General features: G+C 61.9%; 14 protein-coding genes. 7 read left to right on the top strand and 7 right to left on the bottom strand.

The genetic code is table 11. The features are described from left to right. Nucleotides 1-24: 24 nt before the first annotated feature. Nucleotides 25-486: a hypothetical protein gene (locus G5358_RS04190; protein WP_005339830.1), complete on the top strand. Its 462-nt coding sequence runs from the start codon at nt 25-27 to the stop codon at nt 484-486. 85 nt (nt 487-571) lie between these two features. Here G5358_RS04190 and torA read toward each other — a convergent pair whose 3' ends face one another. Next, on the bottom strand, nt 572-3,052 hold the full coding sequence (torA, locus tag G5358_RS04185) for a trimethylamine-N-oxide reductase TorA (RefSeq protein ID WP_421323674.1): 2,481 nt from the start codon (nt 3,050-3,052) through the stop codon (nt 572-574). 23 nt (nt 3,053-3,075) lie between these two features. Beyond that, nucleotides 3,076-4,206 carry a NapC/NirT family cytochrome c gene (locus G5358_RS04180; protein ID WP_421323672.1) on the bottom strand — a complete coding sequence of 377 codons (1,131 nt, stop codon included), beginning with the start codon at nt 4,204-4,206 and terminating at the stop codon, nt 3,076-3,078. A 276-nt stretch (nt 4,207-4,482) separates the two neighbouring features. On the opposite strand from G5358_RS04180, the gene G5358_RS04175 reads away from it, so the two are divergent. The 3 genes from G5358_RS04175 (at nt 4,483) to G5358_RS04165 (ending at nt 9,044) form a co-directional block, all read left to right on the top strand. Continuing rightward, a complete protein-coding gene (locus G5358_RS04175) occupies nt 4,483-6,450 on the top strand; it encodes an ATP-binding protein (protein ID WP_421323671.1) in 1,968 nt (655 codons plus the stop codon). 55 nt (nt 6,451-6,505) lie between these two features. Continuing rightward, on the top strand, nt 6,506-7,003 hold the full coding sequence (locus G5358_RS04170; RefSeq protein WP_005341867.1) for a response regulator: 498 nt from the start codon (nt 6,506-6,508) through the stop codon (nt 7,001-7,003). A gap of 67 nt (nt 7,004-7,070) precedes the next feature. Continuing rightward, nucleotides 7,071-9,044 carry a DNA topoisomerase III gene (locus tag G5358_RS04165; RefSeq protein WP_421323669.1) on the top strand — a complete coding sequence of 658 codons (1,974 nt, stop codon included), beginning with the start codon at nt 7,071-7,073 and terminating at the stop codon, nt 9,042-9,044. Nucleotides 9,045-9,084: 40 nt separating this feature from the next. On the opposite strand, the gene G5358_RS04160 is transcribed toward G5358_RS04165, so the two are convergent. Together G5358_RS04160 and G5358_RS04155 are read right to left on the bottom strand one after the other, a co-directional pair. Next, nucleotides 9,085-9,525 carry a DUF417 family protein gene (locus G5358_RS04160; protein WP_421323668.1) on the bottom strand — a complete coding sequence of 147 codons (441 nt, stop codon included), beginning with the start codon at nt 9,523-9,525 and terminating at the stop codon, nt 9,085-9,087. A 13-nt stretch (nt 9,526-9,538) separates the two neighbouring features. Then, a complete protein-coding gene (locus tag G5358_RS04155) occupies nt 9,539-10,072 on the bottom strand; it encodes a carboxymuconolactone decarboxylase family protein (RefSeq protein WP_421304139.1) in 534 nt (177 codons plus the stop codon). 101 nt (nt 10,073-10,173) lie between these two features. Between G5358_RS04155 and G5358_RS04150 the strand changes: the two genes are divergently transcribed. Further along, on the top strand, nt 10,174-11,004 hold the full coding sequence (locus G5358_RS04150; RefSeq protein ID WP_337073308.1) for an AraC family transcriptional regulator: 831 nt from the start codon (nt 10,174-10,176) through the stop codon (nt 11,002-11,004). A 41-nt stretch (nt 11,005-11,045) separates the two neighbouring features. Here G5358_RS04150 and G5358_RS04145 read toward each other — a convergent pair whose 3' ends face one another. Both G5358_RS04145 and G5358_RS04140 read right to left on the bottom strand, forming a co-directional pair. Next, nucleotides 11,046-12,401, bottom strand: coding sequence for a TrkH family potassium uptake protein (locus tag G5358_RS04145; RefSeq protein WP_005356363.1), 1,356 nt, complete (start codon nt 12,399-12,401; stop codon nt 11,046-11,048). Continuing rightward, nucleotides 12,398-13,051 (bottom strand): potassium channel family protein, encoded by a 654-nt coding sequence (locus tag G5358_RS04140; protein WP_005339863.1) that lies wholly within the window; start codon nt 13,049-13,051, stop codon nt 12,398-12,400. The genes G5358_RS04145 and G5358_RS04140 overlap by 4 nt, the downstream gene beginning before the upstream one ends. A gap of 127 nt (nt 13,052-13,178) precedes the next feature. On the opposite strand from G5358_RS04140, the gene murB reads away from it, so the two are divergent. Both murB and birA read left to right on the top strand, forming a co-directional pair. After that, on the top strand, nt 13,179-14,216 hold the full coding sequence (gene murB / locus G5358_RS04135; RefSeq protein WP_421323667.1) for a UDP-N-acetylmuramate dehydrogenase: 1,038 nt from the start codon (nt 13,179-13,181) through the stop codon (nt 14,214-14,216). After that, nucleotides 14,213-15,178, top strand: coding sequence for a bifunctional biotin--[acetyl-CoA-carboxylase] ligase/biotin operon repressor BirA (gene birA / locus G5358_RS04130; protein WP_227341803.1), 966 nt, complete (start codon nt 14,213-14,215; stop codon nt 15,176-15,178). The genes murB and birA overlap by 4 nt, the downstream gene beginning before the upstream one ends. A gap of 81 nt (nt 15,179-15,259) precedes the next feature. Here birA and coaA read toward each other — a convergent pair whose 3' ends face one another. After that, on the bottom strand, nt 15,260-16,198 hold the full coding sequence (gene coaA, locus G5358_RS04125; RefSeq protein WP_005339877.1) for a type I pantothenate kinase: 939 nt from the start codon (nt 16,196-16,198) through the stop codon (nt 15,260-15,262). Between the last annotated feature and the right edge of the window lie 339 nt (nt 16,199-16,537).

Below are 16,537 nucleotides of genomic sequence, written 5' to 3'. Positions count from 1 at the left end.
TGTTTTAGCCTGAGGAAGAGAAGCATGACCGACGATCCGTGGGCACTGTGTCACCTTGACGATTCGTTTGATGCCTCTGTGCTGGGGGTCAAGGGCGCCCAGATCCAGTGGTTTGAAGACAGGGATGGCCTGATCGCGTTCCTTCTGGAAGATTTTGTCGACTTGCTGGCCGATGTGGGCGAGCTGGACGAGGAGCAGACCGAGCAGGCGCGCGAGCGCTTCACCCTGCTGGTGGAGCAGAGCTTCGACGATCGCACCCTGATGGATGCCATCAACGATCTCGCCTCCGGGCTGCGCCGCATCGCCTGGTTGGGGCCGCTCTCGGAGCTGGCCGAGATCAGTGACGAGTTTGCCTCCGGCCTGCGCCGCTATTTCTGGAGCCAGTACGACGGGGACGAAGATGACCCGGACGCCTGGGTGCCGGAAGAGCTGTGGCCACAACTGGTGGAGTGCGCGCAGGAGTATATGGAGGAAGGGGAGTTCTAAACCCGTCCCGACCATGCCTGCGCTTTGGCAGACAGATAAAGAAACGGCGCCTTGATGGCGCCGTTTTTATTGGGTGGCAATCGCCTTAGCCGTTGGCCGGTACCGCGTGGGCGGTGTTGGCTAGCACAGGGCCTGTGTACTTCTCGATTTGCAGCTGAGCCATGTGGCCGCAGTTGCCCTGTGCCAGACTGGACGAGCCTTCGTCGAAGGTGAGGCAGTTGACGTTGCCGTTTTTGCAGATGCTGCCCGCTTCGCCCGGCTTGGCCGGGTCGTACCAGGCCCCTTCGCAGATCCGCACCACCCCTTGGCGCACATCCTCGGAGAGCAGGGCGCCCACCAGGATCTGGCCGCGCTCGTTGAAGGCTCGCACCAGATCCCCCTGGGCGATGCCGCGAGCCTTGGCGTCGGCGGGATGGATCATGATCGCCTCGCGGTCGGCGATGGCGAACTTGTCCCGCAGCGGGGTGTTGTCGAGCTGGGAGTGCAGCCGCTGGGTCGGGTGGGAGGTGTTGAGCGACAGCGGATAGCGCGCCGCCACTTCACTCTTCACCCACTCCCTGGGCTCATACCACTTGGGATGGCCGGCGCAGTCGGCGTAACCCATCCCCGCCACCGTGTTGGAGAAGATCTCGATCTTGCCGGACGGGGTACCGAGCGGGTTGAGCAGCGGGTTCTCGCGAAAATCGGCGTGACGGATCCACTGGCGGTTGGCCTCCGGGATCGGGAAGCGGATGTAGTTGTTGGATTCCCAGAACATATTGAACGGCGGCAGCGCCACGCGGGCGCCGCGGGCCTGTGCCGCCATGCCGTCGTACATCTGCTTGAGCCACAGCATCTCGTCCTTCCCTTCGGTGTACTGCTCCTGCACGCCCAGCTTGGCGGCGATGGCGCTGAAGATGTCGAAGTCGTTGCGGGCTTCAAACTGGGGCGGTACGCACTGGTGCATCGGGAACACATAGCGCTGGGAGTAGTCGCCACCCATCTCCAGATCATTGCGCTCGTAGCTGGTGGTGACCGGCAGCACGATATCGGCGTGCTTGGCGGTGGCAGTCCAGTAAGGCTCGTGGACGATCACGGTCTGCGGCTTGCGCCACGCCTGCAGCAGGTTGTTGGTGTCCTGATGGTGGTGGAAGGGGTTGCCGCCCGCCACGTAGACCAGCTTGATGTCCGGATAGGTCACCTTGCGGCCGTTGAAGTCGATGGTCTTGCCCGGGTTGGCGAGACAGTCGGCAATGCGGGCCACCGGGATCGGGGCCGGGCTGTTCTTCGGTGCGTTGCCGGCGGAGATGCCCGCCAGAATGCCGCCTTTGGCGGTGGGGCTGCCACCGGAGGAGTAGTGGTAGCTGAAGCCGTAGCCGCCGCCCGGCAGGCCGATCTGGCCCAGCATGGAGGCCAGAGTGACCAGCATCCAGTTGGGCTGTTCGCCGTGCTGCTGACGCTGCATGCCCCAACCGGCCATGATCATGGTGCGCTTGGCGGCCATGTCGAGGGCCAGCTGGCGGATCACCTTGGCATCGACGCCGCATACAGTGCTCGCCCACTCGGCGCTCTTCGGCTGACCGTCATCCTTGCCGAGCAGATAGGCGAGGAACTTGTCGAAGCCGACGGTGTAGCGATCGAGGAAGGCCTGATCGTGCTTCTTCTCGCTGTAGAGGGTGTGGGCCACACCCAGCATCATGGCCACGTCGGTGTAGGCGTTCGGGGCAATCCACTCGGCGCCGACCAGCTTGGCGGTCTCGTTGTAGACCGGATCGATGCTGATGACGCGGGTGCCTTTTTCTTTTAGCGCCTTGAAGCCAGCCTGACCTTCGTGATCCGGCATGTTCCAGCTGTTCTTCAGGGTGACCTGAGCATTGACCCCCCACAGCACCACCAGTTCGGCGTTTTCCACCACGTTGGGCCAGGCGGTCTGCTGCTCGTACACCTCGATGGAGCCCATCACGTGGGACATGATCACCTGAGCCGCACCGGTGGAGTAGTCACCGGCATAACCGGTGAAGCCGCCGGAGAGGTTCATCAGGCGGTGCAGCAGGGTGCGGCTGTTGTGGAACATGCCGACACTCTTCCAGCCGTAGGAACCGGCGTGGATCGCCTGCGGGCCGAAGTCAGACTGGACGCGCTGGATCTCGCCGGCCACCAGTTCAATGGCTTTCTCCCAGCTCACCCGCACCCACTCGTCGGCGCCGCGCAGCTCCGGCTTGGCGCCCGGGCCGTGCTCCAGCCAACTCTTGCGTACCATGGGGTATTTGATGCGGTTCTTGGCGTGGACTTGGAACGGCGCCATGTCGATGAGATCGTTTGGCGCCGGATCATCGGCCACCGGCTGGACGCGCACCATGCGGCCATCTTCGACGATCGCCTCGAAAGCACCCCAGTGGGCGCCAGTCAGAATGCCCTTCTGGGCGGGCACCAGGGTCGGGAACTGACTCAATGCGGTGCTGATGGCTTGCGCCAGCGCACTCTTGGGAAAAATGCCGCCGAGCAGGGGCAGGGCTGCGCAGGCGCCGAGCCCCTTGAGCAGGTTGCGGCGGGACAGATTGGTCTTCTTGTCATTGAAAAAAGTCATAACGGTTTTCCTCTGTGCCAGCCTTAGTGGGCCGCGCTCATGTCACTGGCGTGTTTCTGGACATACTGGGTCAACATGCGAGCCTGTTCCGGGGTCAGGGAGGTACGAGATTCCATCCCCTTGATGACGCCGATCCACTGGTTGGCATTGAAGTGATCCAGCGCGGTGAGGCCGTGGCAGCCGGTACAGTTGTTGGACATCAGGGTGGAGGCGTATTGCCACAGCTTGCCCTGATCGCCGATGAGCTGGCTTTGGTCGACCCAGGCGGTCAGCTTGACCTGATGCCAGGTGAGGTTGGTGGCGCTGTCGGTTTCGCTCTGGCCGGTGACCAGTGCTTTCTTGGCGGCATCGCCGACCAGTACGCTGAGGATCCGTTTGCCCGGTGCGGCGTAGAACACTTCGCTCACACCATCCTGTTGCCAGCCTTCGATCTGCACCTTGGCGCGGCCGTTTTCGTTGGCCAGCACTTCCACCTTGGTGGAGGGCATCAGGGTGCCTTCGTCGGTCTTGGCGGCAGCATCGAGGAACAGCGGGGTGGTGGCGATGGCGTAACGGGTGGTGACGTTGGCCGGGGTCTGGGCCGCAGCCTGCGCCAGCTCGCTGGCACCGGCGGCAGCCAGGCCGCTCATGTCAGGCATGATGTGAGCGACACCGCGGTGGCAGTCGATACAGGTCTGGCCTTCCTTGATGGCGACCGGGTGCTCGGCACGGGCATTGGGGCGCTGGGCCAGAATGTCCATCGCCTCGTAGCTGTGGCAGCTGCGGCAGGTGGCGGAGTCGTTGGCTTTCAGCTCGTCCCAGACGGACTGGGCCATCCGCAGCTTGTGGGCTTCATACTTTTCCGGGGTATCCAGCGTGCCGATCGCCTCGTGATAGATATCCTTCACGGCGCGGATCTTGGTCCACAGGTAGGAGGTGGGGTCGCCCGGGATGTGGCAGTCGGCGCACTCGGCGCGGATTCCCTTGGTGTTCTGGAAGTGGACACTGCTCTGATACTCGGCGAGCGGAGTCTGCATGGAGTGGCAGGAGACGCAGAATTCGGTGGAGCTGGTCTTGTGCAGCACGGTCACGGTGACACCCAGTGCCGCGACACCCAGCAGGGCCCCGAGCAGCAGGAGCCAGAACCAGGTTTTTCTTATCAGTTTTCCAATCATGGCGGCGTTTTCCTACGGTCAATAATTACCTACATAGTACTAGTCCAATAGTAGTAGTAATGATAGGGATAAGGCGTTGACCTCCATCATGGTTTATATTTTTGATTGTTGTCACATCTTGTCTTTTGTTTTGTTTTTGACATATTTATCGAATTAAATTCAGTTGTTTTCTGTTTTATTTATTTGTGCACTTTCCGCGACAGCTGTTAGCCCCCTCGCAAAACCCCACAAGATTCGCTGATATAGTGAGCAGTGAGCCTCAACGGAGTGTCGCTGATGAGCCCTTTCTCACTGCTGTGTGTCGCCGCCAACGTGCAACTGCTGGCCGAATTCGAACAGGAGTTGGCTCCGCTGCTCGGCCATTTCGCGCTGGTGGTGGTAGTCGGTCAGGGGTCGGCGGAGCTGGCCTTGGATGAGCTGGATCGCAAGGGGCAGCCACCCGCCGTGGTGGTGTGTGACAGCGAGCTGGGGGATGGGCGAGGGGCCGATTTTCTGATCCGCCTCGGCAGCCGTCACGAGGCGTGCCGCAAGATCCTGCTCGGCAGCCAGCCGGAGATGAAATCGATCATCGAGGCGGTGAACCTCGGTCGTCTCGACTACTACCTGCAACGCCCCTGGCGCGATGGCAGCCTGCGCCGGGCGGTGATCGAGCAGGCGAGCCACTTTGTATTGCAGCGTCCTGAGGCGGACCTGCTGAGCTATGCCGCCGTGCTCGACAACCAGAAGCTGCTGCGAGCCCATGTCGATCGCCAGTTGGCTGCCTATCGGCAGGGCTTTATGGATTACACCCACTGCAGCGATGAAGAACTCTCCCGGGTGGTGATCGACGGCCTCTATCAGTTTTTCGAGGGCAATGACGAGGAGCGGGTCTGTCGCCACTACAGCCCGGGCCATGTGCTGACCCGCGAGGGGGAGCCCAACAGCTTTCTCTGGTTTATCGCCAAGGGGGAGGTAGTGCTGCGCAAGCGGGACGAGCAGGGGATCGATCAGGAGGTGGTGCACTACCGCACCGGCTCGCTGGTGGGGGGCATGTCCTTCGTGACCGGCGAACCCGCCTTCACCACCGGCGTGACCCTGACCGGTGCCGAGGTGATCAAGCTCGACAAGCTGCAATTCTCCCGGGTGATGCAGGCGCGCAGCGAACTGCTCCCCTCCTTTACCAACCTGCTGTTGCGCCACTTCAACCGCCGTCTGCAAAACAGCATCCGCACCGAGATGCGGTTGCAGCAGACCCTCGACTCCCTCGAAGCGGCTCATGCCCAGCTGATGGAGAGCGAGAAGATGGCGATGCTGGGCCAGCTGGTGGCCGGTGTCGCCCACGAGCTGAACAACCCGGTGGCGGCCATTATCCGTGGCAGCGAGACCTTGCGGGCCGCCATCCCCGATCTGGTCAATCTCGAGTTGCCAGCAACCATCAAGGGGCTGGGCAACCAGACCCTCTGTCAGGCGCTCTCCTCACAGCCGGTCTCGACCAGCGAGATCCGTGACAAGACCCGGCTGGCGGAGGGGCGCTTTGGCGATCGTCAGCAGGCGCGGCTGGCGGTGCAGATGAATCTGGATGACGAGCTGAACTGGCAGCGCTGGTTTGCCAGCCGCACCGCCGCCGAGCGGGAGGCGCTGCTCTCCCGGCTGGAGCTGTTCCAGCAGACCGGCAGCTTCCTGCGCAACATCGAGGTGTGTGCCCGTCGCATTGGCGATCTGGTCAAGAGCCTCAAGCAGTATGCCCGGCAGGATCGGGCCGAACCCTCGCTGGTGGACCTGCACGAGGGGCTGGAAGATACCCTGATGATTTTCGAAAACCGCCTCAAGCATCATGAGCTCTGCAAGGAGTACCAGCCGTTGCCGCTGGTGCGCTGTCACCCCATCGCCCTGCAGCAGGTGTGGACCAACCTGATCGCCAACAGTCTGGATGCCATGAGCGGCCCGGGGCGACTCACCATCCGTACCGGATTGCTGGATCCCGAGTGGGTCATGGTAGAGATTGAGGATAGCGGTTGCGGCATCGAGCCCGAGCTGTGGCAGCGGATCTTCGATCTCAACTTCACCACCAAGCGGGAGGGGCACTTCGGTCTCGGCATTGGCCTGAGCGTCTCGCTGCAGATAGTGCAGCAGCACCACGGCCGGATTGAGGTGGCCTCGGAGCCTGGCCGTTACACCCGGATGCGGGTCTGTCTGCCGCTGGACGGCATGGGGCAGGCAGGTTACGGGGGCGAACCTCATCACAACAAGGAGCATGCGGCCTGAGCCGTCGCCAGCATCAATCGCGCGGCGTGCCAAACCATGTCGCCAAGGAGGAGCAATGAACAAACACTATCTGATCCTGTGTGTGGACGATGAGCGGGAGGTGCTGGATGCGGTGATCCACGATCTCGCCCCGTTCCGTTCCCACTTCGAACTGGAAGCCGCCGAGAGCGTCGATGAGGCGCGTGCGGTGGTGGAGGAGTGGGAGCGCGACGGCAACAAGCTGGCGCTGATCCTCTGTGACCACATCATGCCGGGAACCCTGGGGGTCGATTTTCTGGTGGAGCTGAACCGGCGAGCCTCCACCCGTGCCAGCCGCAAATTGCTGCTGACCGGACAAGCGGGGCTGGAGGCCACCGTCGAAGCGGTCAATCGCGGCGGGTTGCACTACTACCTCGCCAAGCCGTGGAAGCTGGAGACCCTGCAAGAGGCGGTGCGCGAACAGCTGACCGACTACCTGCTGGCGGAAGATGGCGAAAATGCCTTCCACTATGCGCCGCTGCTCAATCAGGCGCGGCTGTTTGCCGCCATCCACGATCACCCGTTCGACGAATAGGGGCAGTTGGGCTTTCGCGGTGGCGGTTGTATACTGTCTGCATATACAGTATTGCAGGTAGCCACCGATGCGACTCTTTATCGCCGAGAAGCCCACGCTGGGCCGCGCCATTGCCGATGCCCTGCCCAAGCCCCACAAGAAGGGCGACGGTTTTATCGAAACAGCCCAGGGGGATGTGGTCACCTGGTGCATCGGCCATCTGCTGGAACAGGCCGAGCCCGATGCCTATGACGCCGCCTTCAAGCAGTGGCGGATGGAGCATCTCCCCATCGTCCCCGCCCAGTGGCAGCTGGTGGCCAAACCCAAGACCAAAACCCAGCTCACCGTCATCAAGCGACTGATCAAGCAGGCGGACTGTGTGGTCAACGCCGGTGACCCGGATAGGGAAGGGCAACTGCTGGTGGACGAGGTGATCGACTTTCTCGGCTACCCGAAAACCAAGCCGGTGCAGCGCTGCCTCATCAGCGATCTCAACCCGCCCGCGGTGCGCCGCGCCCTCGACAAGCTCAGAGACAACAAGGAGTTCGTGCCGCTGGCGGTCTCGGCGCTGGCCCGCAGTCGGGCCGACTGGCTCTACGGCATCAACATGACCCGCGCCTACACTCTGCTCGGGCGCAAGGCCGGTTGCAGTGAGCTGCTCTCGGTTGGCCGGGTGCAGACCCCGCTGCTGGGGCTGGTGGTGCGGCGGGATCTCGAGATCGAGGCCTTCGTCCCCAAACCCTTCTACGAGGTGCTGGCCCATCTGCTGACCGACGGCAACGAGCGCTTCACCGCCAAGTGGCTGCCATCGGAAGCCTGCCTGCCGTGGCAGGATGAGGAGGGGCGGGTGCTCAACCGGGCGCTGGCCGACAAGGTGGTGAGCCGGATCAACGGCCAACCCGCACAGGTCGAATCGGTGGAGGAGCAGGCCCGCAAGCAGGCGGCGCCGCTGCCCTATAACCTCTCCAGTCTGCAGATCGATGCCGCCAAGCGCTTCGGCATGGATGCCAAGCGGGTGCTCGACATCTGCCAAAGCCTCTACGAGCGTCACAAGCTCATCACCTATCCGCGCTCCGATAGCCGCTATCTGCCGACCGACCACTTCAAGCGGGCCGAACAGGTGCGCGGTGCCATCGCCGCTACAGCGCCTGCACTGGCCAAGGCGGTGAGCGAGGCAGACGGCAAGATCCGCAGCAAGGCGTGGAACGATAGCAAGGTGGATGCCCACCACGCCATCATCCCCACCGAGAAGCAGGGCAACCCCGCCACGCTGGGGGCCGACGAGGCGAAGCTTTACGGCCTGATTGCCCGCCAGTACCTGCTGCAGTTCTACCCTCCGTTCGAATACAACGACAGCAAGGTGCTGCTGCGCATCGCCGGTGGTCTGTTTCAGGCCAAGGCGCGGCGCATTCTGAAAGCGGGCTGGAAGGCGCTGCTCGGGGTGGAGGAGGAAGACGACGAAGAGAAGGCGGGCACGCTACCCGCGCTGAAGGAAGGCGAGCAACTGCTGTGCGAGCGGGGCGAACTGCAGGAGAAGATGACCCAGCCGCCCAAGTCGTTCACCGATGCCACCCTGCTGGCGGCCATGACCGGCATCGCCCGCTATGTGCAGAATCCCGAGATCCGCAAGACCCTGCGCGACACCGACGGTCTCGGCACAGAAGCGACCCGGGCCGGCATCATCGACCTGCTGTTCAAGCGTCGCTTTCTGGTGCGTCAGGGCAAGAGCATCAAGGCGACCCCGACCGGGCGGGCGCTGGTGCAGGCGCTGCCTGCTACTGCCACCACGCCGGATATGACGGCGCTGTGGGAGCAGAGCCTTGGCCAGATCGCCGAGCGCCACGGCAGCTACCAGCAGTTTATGGGGCCGCTCACCGAGCAGCTCAACGGCCTGATCGAGGGGGCGCGGCAGGACTCCGGCGCCAGCTTCAGCGCCCTGCCCAAGGAGGCGCCGGGTGCCGGTAAGCGGCGTTTTACCAAACGCAAGAGTCCGGCAGCCAGCACGACTGGCGGGCCCCGACCGCGCAAGACGGCCAGCAAGCGCCAGACCAGGGCTGCATAACGAAAAAAGGCGCCCATCCCGGGCGCCAAAGGCATTGTTGTCAGGCTGCCTGAGTGGACAAGCTGGCACGGATCCTGTGCTGGTAGTGCAGAACCACACCGAGAAACACCAGATCCTTGAACAGGAAGAACTCGGTGATTGGCACGCCATCAACCACTTTCCAGACACCTGTCAGGGTCAGCAGGAAGCTCAGCGTCGCCAGGAAGGTGACGATAGCTCCCATGCTGCACCAGTAACCGATGCGAGGTTGCCACAGACCCACGACCAGTCCGATGGCGATCACTATCTCGACCACCCCGATCAGGTTCGATACGCTCTGTTCCGATAAGGGGCCATAGAGCCAGCTCATCAAGGGGTGGCTGGCTACCAGTGGTTTGATGGCGGCTGCCTCTGTCGGGGTAAACTTGAAGACGCCGATCCAGAGCAGGGTCAATACCACTCCCGCCAGAGCGACCAGAAAGCCTTTGTCATGTTGCTGCATGGGGGCTCCTTGTTTAAGGGGTCAGAGTGACGGGCGGGAAGTCGATCTCGGTCGCTGCCAGGTGGTTGCCATAGTTGGTCAGGGTATTGACCACCACCTGGCCGAGCACCTCCAGCAGCAGCTCGTCATCTACGCCTGCGGCACGGGCGCTAGCAAGCTGCTCGTCACTGATCACCCCGCGCTGGTTGACCAGCGCCGTTGCCAGTTGCAGCAGGGCGTGATCAAGGGGAGCCGAGGCCTGGCCGAGTCGGGCTGCCCGGATCTCCTGGGCCGAGAATCCGGCCTTGCCCGCGAGCAGAGTGTGGGCAGACAAACAGTATTGGCAGGCGTTGGCTTGACCTATGGCCAGTGCCAGCAACTCCCGTTGTGGGGCAGTGAGGCGCCCCTTGCCAAGCGCCTCGGCAAAGCCCAGGAAGCCATTGAGCAGGGCTGGCGAGTGGGCCAGGGTAGCGTAGAGGTTGGGCACCATGCCCAGATTGCGGTGCAGGGTGGTCAGGGTCTGGGCGGCTGCGGGTTGCGGTTGGGATACGGGTTGGATACGGCTCATGATCTTCTCCTGTGGTAGTGAAGGTACGGGAGACAGTGTGCCGTCATTCGTGATACGGTTTATCACTCATCGTCTGCAAATAAATACTATTCGTCTCAAATATGGATCCGCTCTCTGCCCTGTTGGTTCATGCCTCCCCCGAAGCCAAGATCTTCTTCGCCGGCAACCTGTGCCAGCACTCCTCCAGTGATGATTATCCGAGTGGCGGACATCTTCATCTGCTGCGCAGTGGCGCCGTCATGTTGCGTGAAGAGGGGGGCGCCAGCTTGCTGCTCGAGGAGCCGACCCTGATCCTGTTCCCTCGGGGACGTCCCCACAAGCTTGAACCCAGAACGCTGGGGGGTTGTGATTTGGTGTGCGCCAATGTCGCATTCGGCAAGGGGGTAGCATCGCCGTTGCAACTGGCATTACCGGGCTCGCTGGTGCTGCCGCTAAGGGAGTTGCCGGCCCTGACGCCGGTGCTGAACCAGCTGTTTGACGAGGCGTTTCACCCCCGCTACGGGCAGGATCCGCTGATCTCCCGCTTGCTGGAGGTACTGTTGATCCTGCTGCTGCGTCATCTGGTCGAGCAAGGAGTGTGTCAGCAGGGGATGCTGGCAGGTATTTCCGATCCCCGGTTGGCCAAGGCGATCTCGGTGATGCATCAGCGTGGGGATGAACCCTGGACGGTGGCCACGCTGGCGCGGGAGGCCGGCATGTCGCGGGCCCGCTTTGCCGCGAGGTTTCAGGAGCGGGTTGGTCAAGCGCCGCTTGGTTATCTGACCCACTGGCGTATGGCGCTAGCCTGCCAGCAACTGCTGGCGGGGGAGCCCGTGGTACAGGTGGCGCTGGGGGCGGGGTACAGCAGCAGTGTCGCCTTTGGTCGGGCATTCGAGCGGGAGCTGGGGGTGAGCCCGGGGCGCTGGCTCAAGGCGCAGCAACAAGCCGAATAAAAAAACGGGGCAGCCAGTGGCTGCCCCGTGTTCATGGCTGGTCAGCCAGTATAGACGTTCTCTTCCGGATAACGGATGCGGGTCTCGACCGGGCGGGCCAGCATAAAGGCCAGGGTCAGGGGGCCGAGACGGCCGCAAATCATCACCAGCACCAGGATCAGCTTGCCCGGCTCGCTCAGGGAGGCGGTGATGCCGGTGGAGAGGCCGACGGTGGCAAATGCCGAGATGGTCTCGAACATGATTTTGTCGAACGGCAGATCCTCGGTCACCATCAGCAGGAACATCGCCAGCATCAGCACCATGGTGCTGACGATGATGATTGCCAGCGATCGGGTCACGATCTGGGGCGACAGGGTGCGGCCAAAAGCGGTGACATGGGGCCGTTTGGTCAGAAATGCCTTGGTCGCCAGCAGCACGACTGCGAAGGTGGTGACTTTGATACCACCACCGGTCGAGGTGGCACCGGCACCGATAAACATCAGCATCATCAGGAACAGCAGCGCCGCCGGGGTCATCAGCCCGATATCTATGGTATTGAAACCGGCGGTACGGGCGCTGGCAGACTGGAAGAAGGCAGCCAGCAGCTGGCCACCGATACCGGCCTTGCCGAGGGTGCCGGGGTTGTTGTGTTCCAGCAGCCAGAACATCAGGGTACCGGCCAGCAGCAGGGCCGGGGTCATCAGCAGCATCAGCTTGCTGTGCAGCTTCAGCTTGCGCCAGCGGCGGTTGCGCACCAGATCGACGATGACGGTAAAGCCGATCCCCCCCAGGATCAGCAGGCCGGCGATGGTCAGGCTGATGATGGGGTCGTCTCTATAGTCCATGAGGTTGTTGGCAAACAGCGAAAAACCGGCGTTGTTGAAGGCCGAGACCGCGTGGAAAAAGCTGACATAGAGGCCGTGCACCCACCCCATCTCGGGCACCCAGCGGATCGCCATGATGCCGGTGCCGATCAGCTGGGCAATAAAGGCGAACAGCACGATCCGTTTGACCAGCTGAATGATGTTGACCGAGCCCTCCTGTCCCAGCGCCTCCTTGGCCAGTACCTGTTGGCGCAGACCGACCCGCTTGCTGAAGATGGCGATCAGCAGCAGGGTCATGGTCATCTGGCCCAGACCGCCGATCTCCATCAGCATCAGCAGGAAAATCTGCCCCTGCAGGGTGAAGGCGGTGCCTGTATCCACCACGCCAAGACCTGTCACGCTGATGGCCGAGGTGGCGGTAAACAGGGCGTTGACGAAGGTAACCTCGCCGTTATGGCTGGAGGGTTGCACCAGAAAGATGGTGCCAATCAGCAGAATGATCAGAAAGCTGCCGAGGATCAGCCGGGCTTCGCTCCAGCGAGAGTCCTGCTCCCGATGGAGGGCGAAGGCGTAGCTGCTGCGCCAGTTGATCATAGGGTTTCGAGCCAGTGGTCGATGGCGTGCTTGTTGCCCGCCAGGATCAGGATGTCGCCCAGTTGCAGCTCCATCTTGCCGGTCAGTACGTTGTGCAGCACATCACCACGCTTGATGGCGAGCAGCTGGAAATCGCTCTGTTGCAGCAGGTGGAAGTCGCCCAGTTCCCGGCCGTTCTGTTGCAGGCCGATCACGAACTCGGTCAGCACCATGTCGTGGCCCAGCTCCAGATAGTCGAACAGCCGGTTGTCCAGCATGCTCTGGGCGACCCGGCGGCCCATGTCCCACTCCGGGTTGATCACCTTGTCGGCGCCCACTTTCTGCAGGATCTTGGCGTGGAACTTGTCGCGTGCCTTGACCCACACCTTCTTCACGCCTGCCTCTTTCAAGACGAGGGTTGTGAGGATGCTGGTCTCCAGGTTGTCACCGATGGCAACGAAGACGATATCGAAATTGGCCAGTCCCAGCTCGGCCACGGTGGCCTCATCGGTGGCATCCGCCACGATAACGTGATTGCAGAGGGCGGCGATTTGCCGGGTCTTGCTCTCGTCGATATCGATGGCCAGTACTTCGGCATCTTGCCGCTGCAGCTCTTCGCACAGCGCGCTGCCAAACAGGCCCAGGCCGATGACGGCAAACTGGTTGTTCATGAGTTGTTCCTCAGCAGTTGAAGTCGCCTACTCTAAACCACTGTTATTCCCCCGAAAAGGGCTCGGGTTTTTCGTCATGGGGTAACTTGGGGTAGACTGCGCCCTTGCACCAAGCCGGGATAGACCGATGAAACTGAATGCCAACGCTTCCTTGTTGAAGCTCAACACCCTTGCCCTCGATGCGTACTGCCTCTGGCTGGCAGAGGTGGAGCAGGTTGCCGATCTGGCGACCCTGCGTGCTGATCCACAACTCAACCAGTTGCCTCGCCTCAATCTGGGCGGCGGCAGCAATATGCTCTTCACCACCGATTTTCTCGGTCTGGTGGTGCTCAACCGGCTCAAGGGGATTACCGCTGAAGATGGTGGCGATCACTGGTTGCTCCATGTGGCGGCCGGTGAAGATTGGCATCAGCTGGTGCGCCATACCTTGCAACAGGGCTGGTTCGGGCTAGAGAATCTGGCGCTCATTCCCGGTACGGTCGGTGCCGCGCCGGTGCAGAACATCGGTGCCTATGGCGTTGAGCTGGCCGACTTCTGCGCCTATGTCGAGGCGTTCAACTGGCAGAGTGGCGAGATTGAACGGATCGCGGCGGCAGAGTGCCGCTTCGGTTATCGCGACAGCATCTTCAAACACGAGTATCAGGATTCCCACCTGATCACCGCCGTCGGGCTCAAACTGCCCAAGGCGTGGCAACCGGTGCAGGGCTATGGCCCACTGGCTGCGCTCGGTGACGCGCCTTCGGCGCAGGCCATCTTCGATACCGTCTGTGCCACCCGCATGGCCAAGCTGCCGGATCCTGCGGTGCTCGGCAATGCGGGCAGCTTCTTCAAGAATCCGGTGGTGCCTGCCGCGCTGGCGGAGTCGCTCAAGTCGCGCTACCCGCAGATGCCCTGCTATCCGGCCGGAGAAGGGCAGGCCAAGCTGGCGGCGGGCTGGCTCATCGATCAATGCGGTCTGAAAGGTTTCGCCATTGGCCGTGCCGCCGTTCATCAGGAGCAGGCGCTGGTGCTGGTCAATCTGGGGGGCGCCAGTGCCATGGAGCTGATCGCGCTGGCGGCTCATGTCCGTGACAGCGTGGAGCAGACGTTTGGCGTGGTGCTGGAGCACGAGGTGCGTTTTATGGGTACGCATGGTGAAACCTGGCTCGACGAGGTGCTCTCATGACCCTTACTCCCATCAGACAGACCCTGATCACTCTGCTTAGCGACGGCCAGTTTCACTCCGGCGAACAGCTGGGTGAGCAGCTCGGCATCAGCCGGGCGGCGGTGAGCAAACACATGGCGGCGCTCAAGGAGCTGGGGCTGGATCTCTTTAGCCTGACCGGCAAGGGCTACCGGCTGGCGGTGCCGATGGCGCTCTATGATCAGGCTACCTTGCAGGCACTGGCCCCGATGGCACCGGTACACTGTTTTCCGGTCATTGGCTCGACCAATCAACACCTGCTGGATCGGGTCAATGAGCTGCGCTCTGGCGAGAGCTGTCTGGCCGAGTGTCAGACCGCCGGGCGCGGTCGTCGTGGCAAACCCTGGATTTCGCCGTTTGGTTGCCAGCTGATCCTCAGCATGTACTGGCGACTCGAGCAAGGCATGGCGGCGGCCATGGGGCTGAGTCTGGCGGTCGGCGTGGCAGTGGTTGAAGCGCTGGAGTCCCTTGGTTATCAGGGGGTCGAGCTCAAGTGGCCGAACGACCTCTACTATCAGGGCCGCAAGCTGGCGGGCATTCTGGTAGAGATGAGCGGTAGCGCCGGCGCCAGTTGTCATCTGGTGATTGGCATCGGTCTCAATCTGGCGATGCCTGCCCGCGAAGGTGAGAAGATTGATCAGGCCTGGGCTGAGCTGCGTCACATCAATCCGGAACTGGTGGATCGCAATCAGTTGGCGGCCCGGATGATCGTCCATCTGCAGCGGGCGCTGCACACCTTTGAGCAGCAGGGGCTGGCAAGCTTTGTCGATGAGTGGAACCGGCTCGATCACTTTGCCGGTCGCCCTGTGCGCCTGCTGATGGGGGATCAGGAGATCCGCGGCATCGCTCGTGGCATCGACGATCGCGGCGCCCTGCGACTGGAGACAGGTGAAGGGATCAAATACTATCTGGGGGGCGAGCTCTCCCTGCGCCGGGGCGACTGAGGGTCAGCAAGGCCGCTCATGATGCCAAACAAGAAGAGGGGGCCCGCGGGCCCCCTCTTCGTTATCCGGCAACCGCCGTCATCATTTGCGCAGTTTGATCTGCTCGATGGCGTGCTCATGGCCCTTGGTCATGATCAGGTTGGCTCGCTCACGCGTTGGCAAGATATTTTCTTGCAAATTCAGATAGTTGATATCTTGCCAGATGTTGCTGGCGATCTGGGTCGCCTCACTCTCCGCCAGCTTGGCGTAGTTATGGAAGTAGGAGTCGGGATCCGAGAAGGCGCCGCTGCGGAATTTCAGGAAGCGTTCGATATACCAGGTGCGCAGCAGTTCGGCATCGGCATCCACATAGATGGAGAAGTCGACGAAGTCCGACACGAAGACCCGATGGGGCTCCTGAGGGTAATCCATGCCGCTTTGCAGCACATTGAGCCCTTCCAGGATCAGGATGTCCGGCTGCTCCACCACCTTCTTCTCATCGGGAATGATGTCGTAGATAAGGTGGGAGTAAACCGGCGCTTCGACCTTCTCGTGACCAGCGCGGATGTTGGCGACAAACTCCACCAGATGGCGGATGTCGTAGGATTCCGGGAACCCCTTGCGGCGCATCAGGCCGCGCTCTTCCAGTACCTTGTTGGGATAGAGGAAGCCGTCGGTGGTGACCAGCTCCACCCGTGGATGTTCCGGCCAGCGCTCCAACAGGGCCTGCAGAATACGGGCCGTGGTGCTTTTGCCCCCCGCCACGCTGCCGGCAATGCTGATAATATAAGTGCCCTTGCCGCGGGACTGGCCGAGAAACTGCTCCAGCACCCGGCTGCGACGCTGTTTGGCTTTGACATAGAGATTGAGCAGGCGGGAGAGAGGCAGATAGATCTCTTCCACTTCCCGCAATGACACCTTCTCGTTGATCCCGCGCAGGGTCTGCAGATCGTGTTCGGTCAGGGTCAGGGGGACCGAATCGCGCAATAACGCCCATTGTTCGCGGGTGAATTGCAGATAGGGGTTATGCTCTGTCGTCATGGTGTCATCACTGTTTCTTGGGCACGGCGACCATACACCAAGGGTGGGGGAGCGACAAGGGACGCAGCAGGATTGGCTTGTTTGCCCCCGCTTTTTTGCAAACTTCCCAGCAATAAAGCATATTTTGCCGGGTTCAATGGTTGCATCCCCCAAAACCTTACAATAAAATGCGCGACGCTTGACTGTCTGTCGTCTATTTGCGGTGCAAAAGCGATAAACACAACGGGTGCAAGCAGAATTACCGTTGTGACAATCTGGCGTCTGGAGGGGTTCCCGAGCGGCCAAAGGGATCAGACTGTAAATCTGACGGCTCTGCCTTCGAAGGTTCGAATCCTTCTC

This window comes from Aeromonas sp. 604176, from assembly GCF_049170755.1.
Lineage (GTDB): Bacteria > Pseudomonadota > Gammaproteobacteria > Enterobacterales > Aeromonadaceae > Aeromonas > Aeromonas veronii_A.
This window is presented reverse-complemented; position numbering and strand designations above follow the sequence as displayed.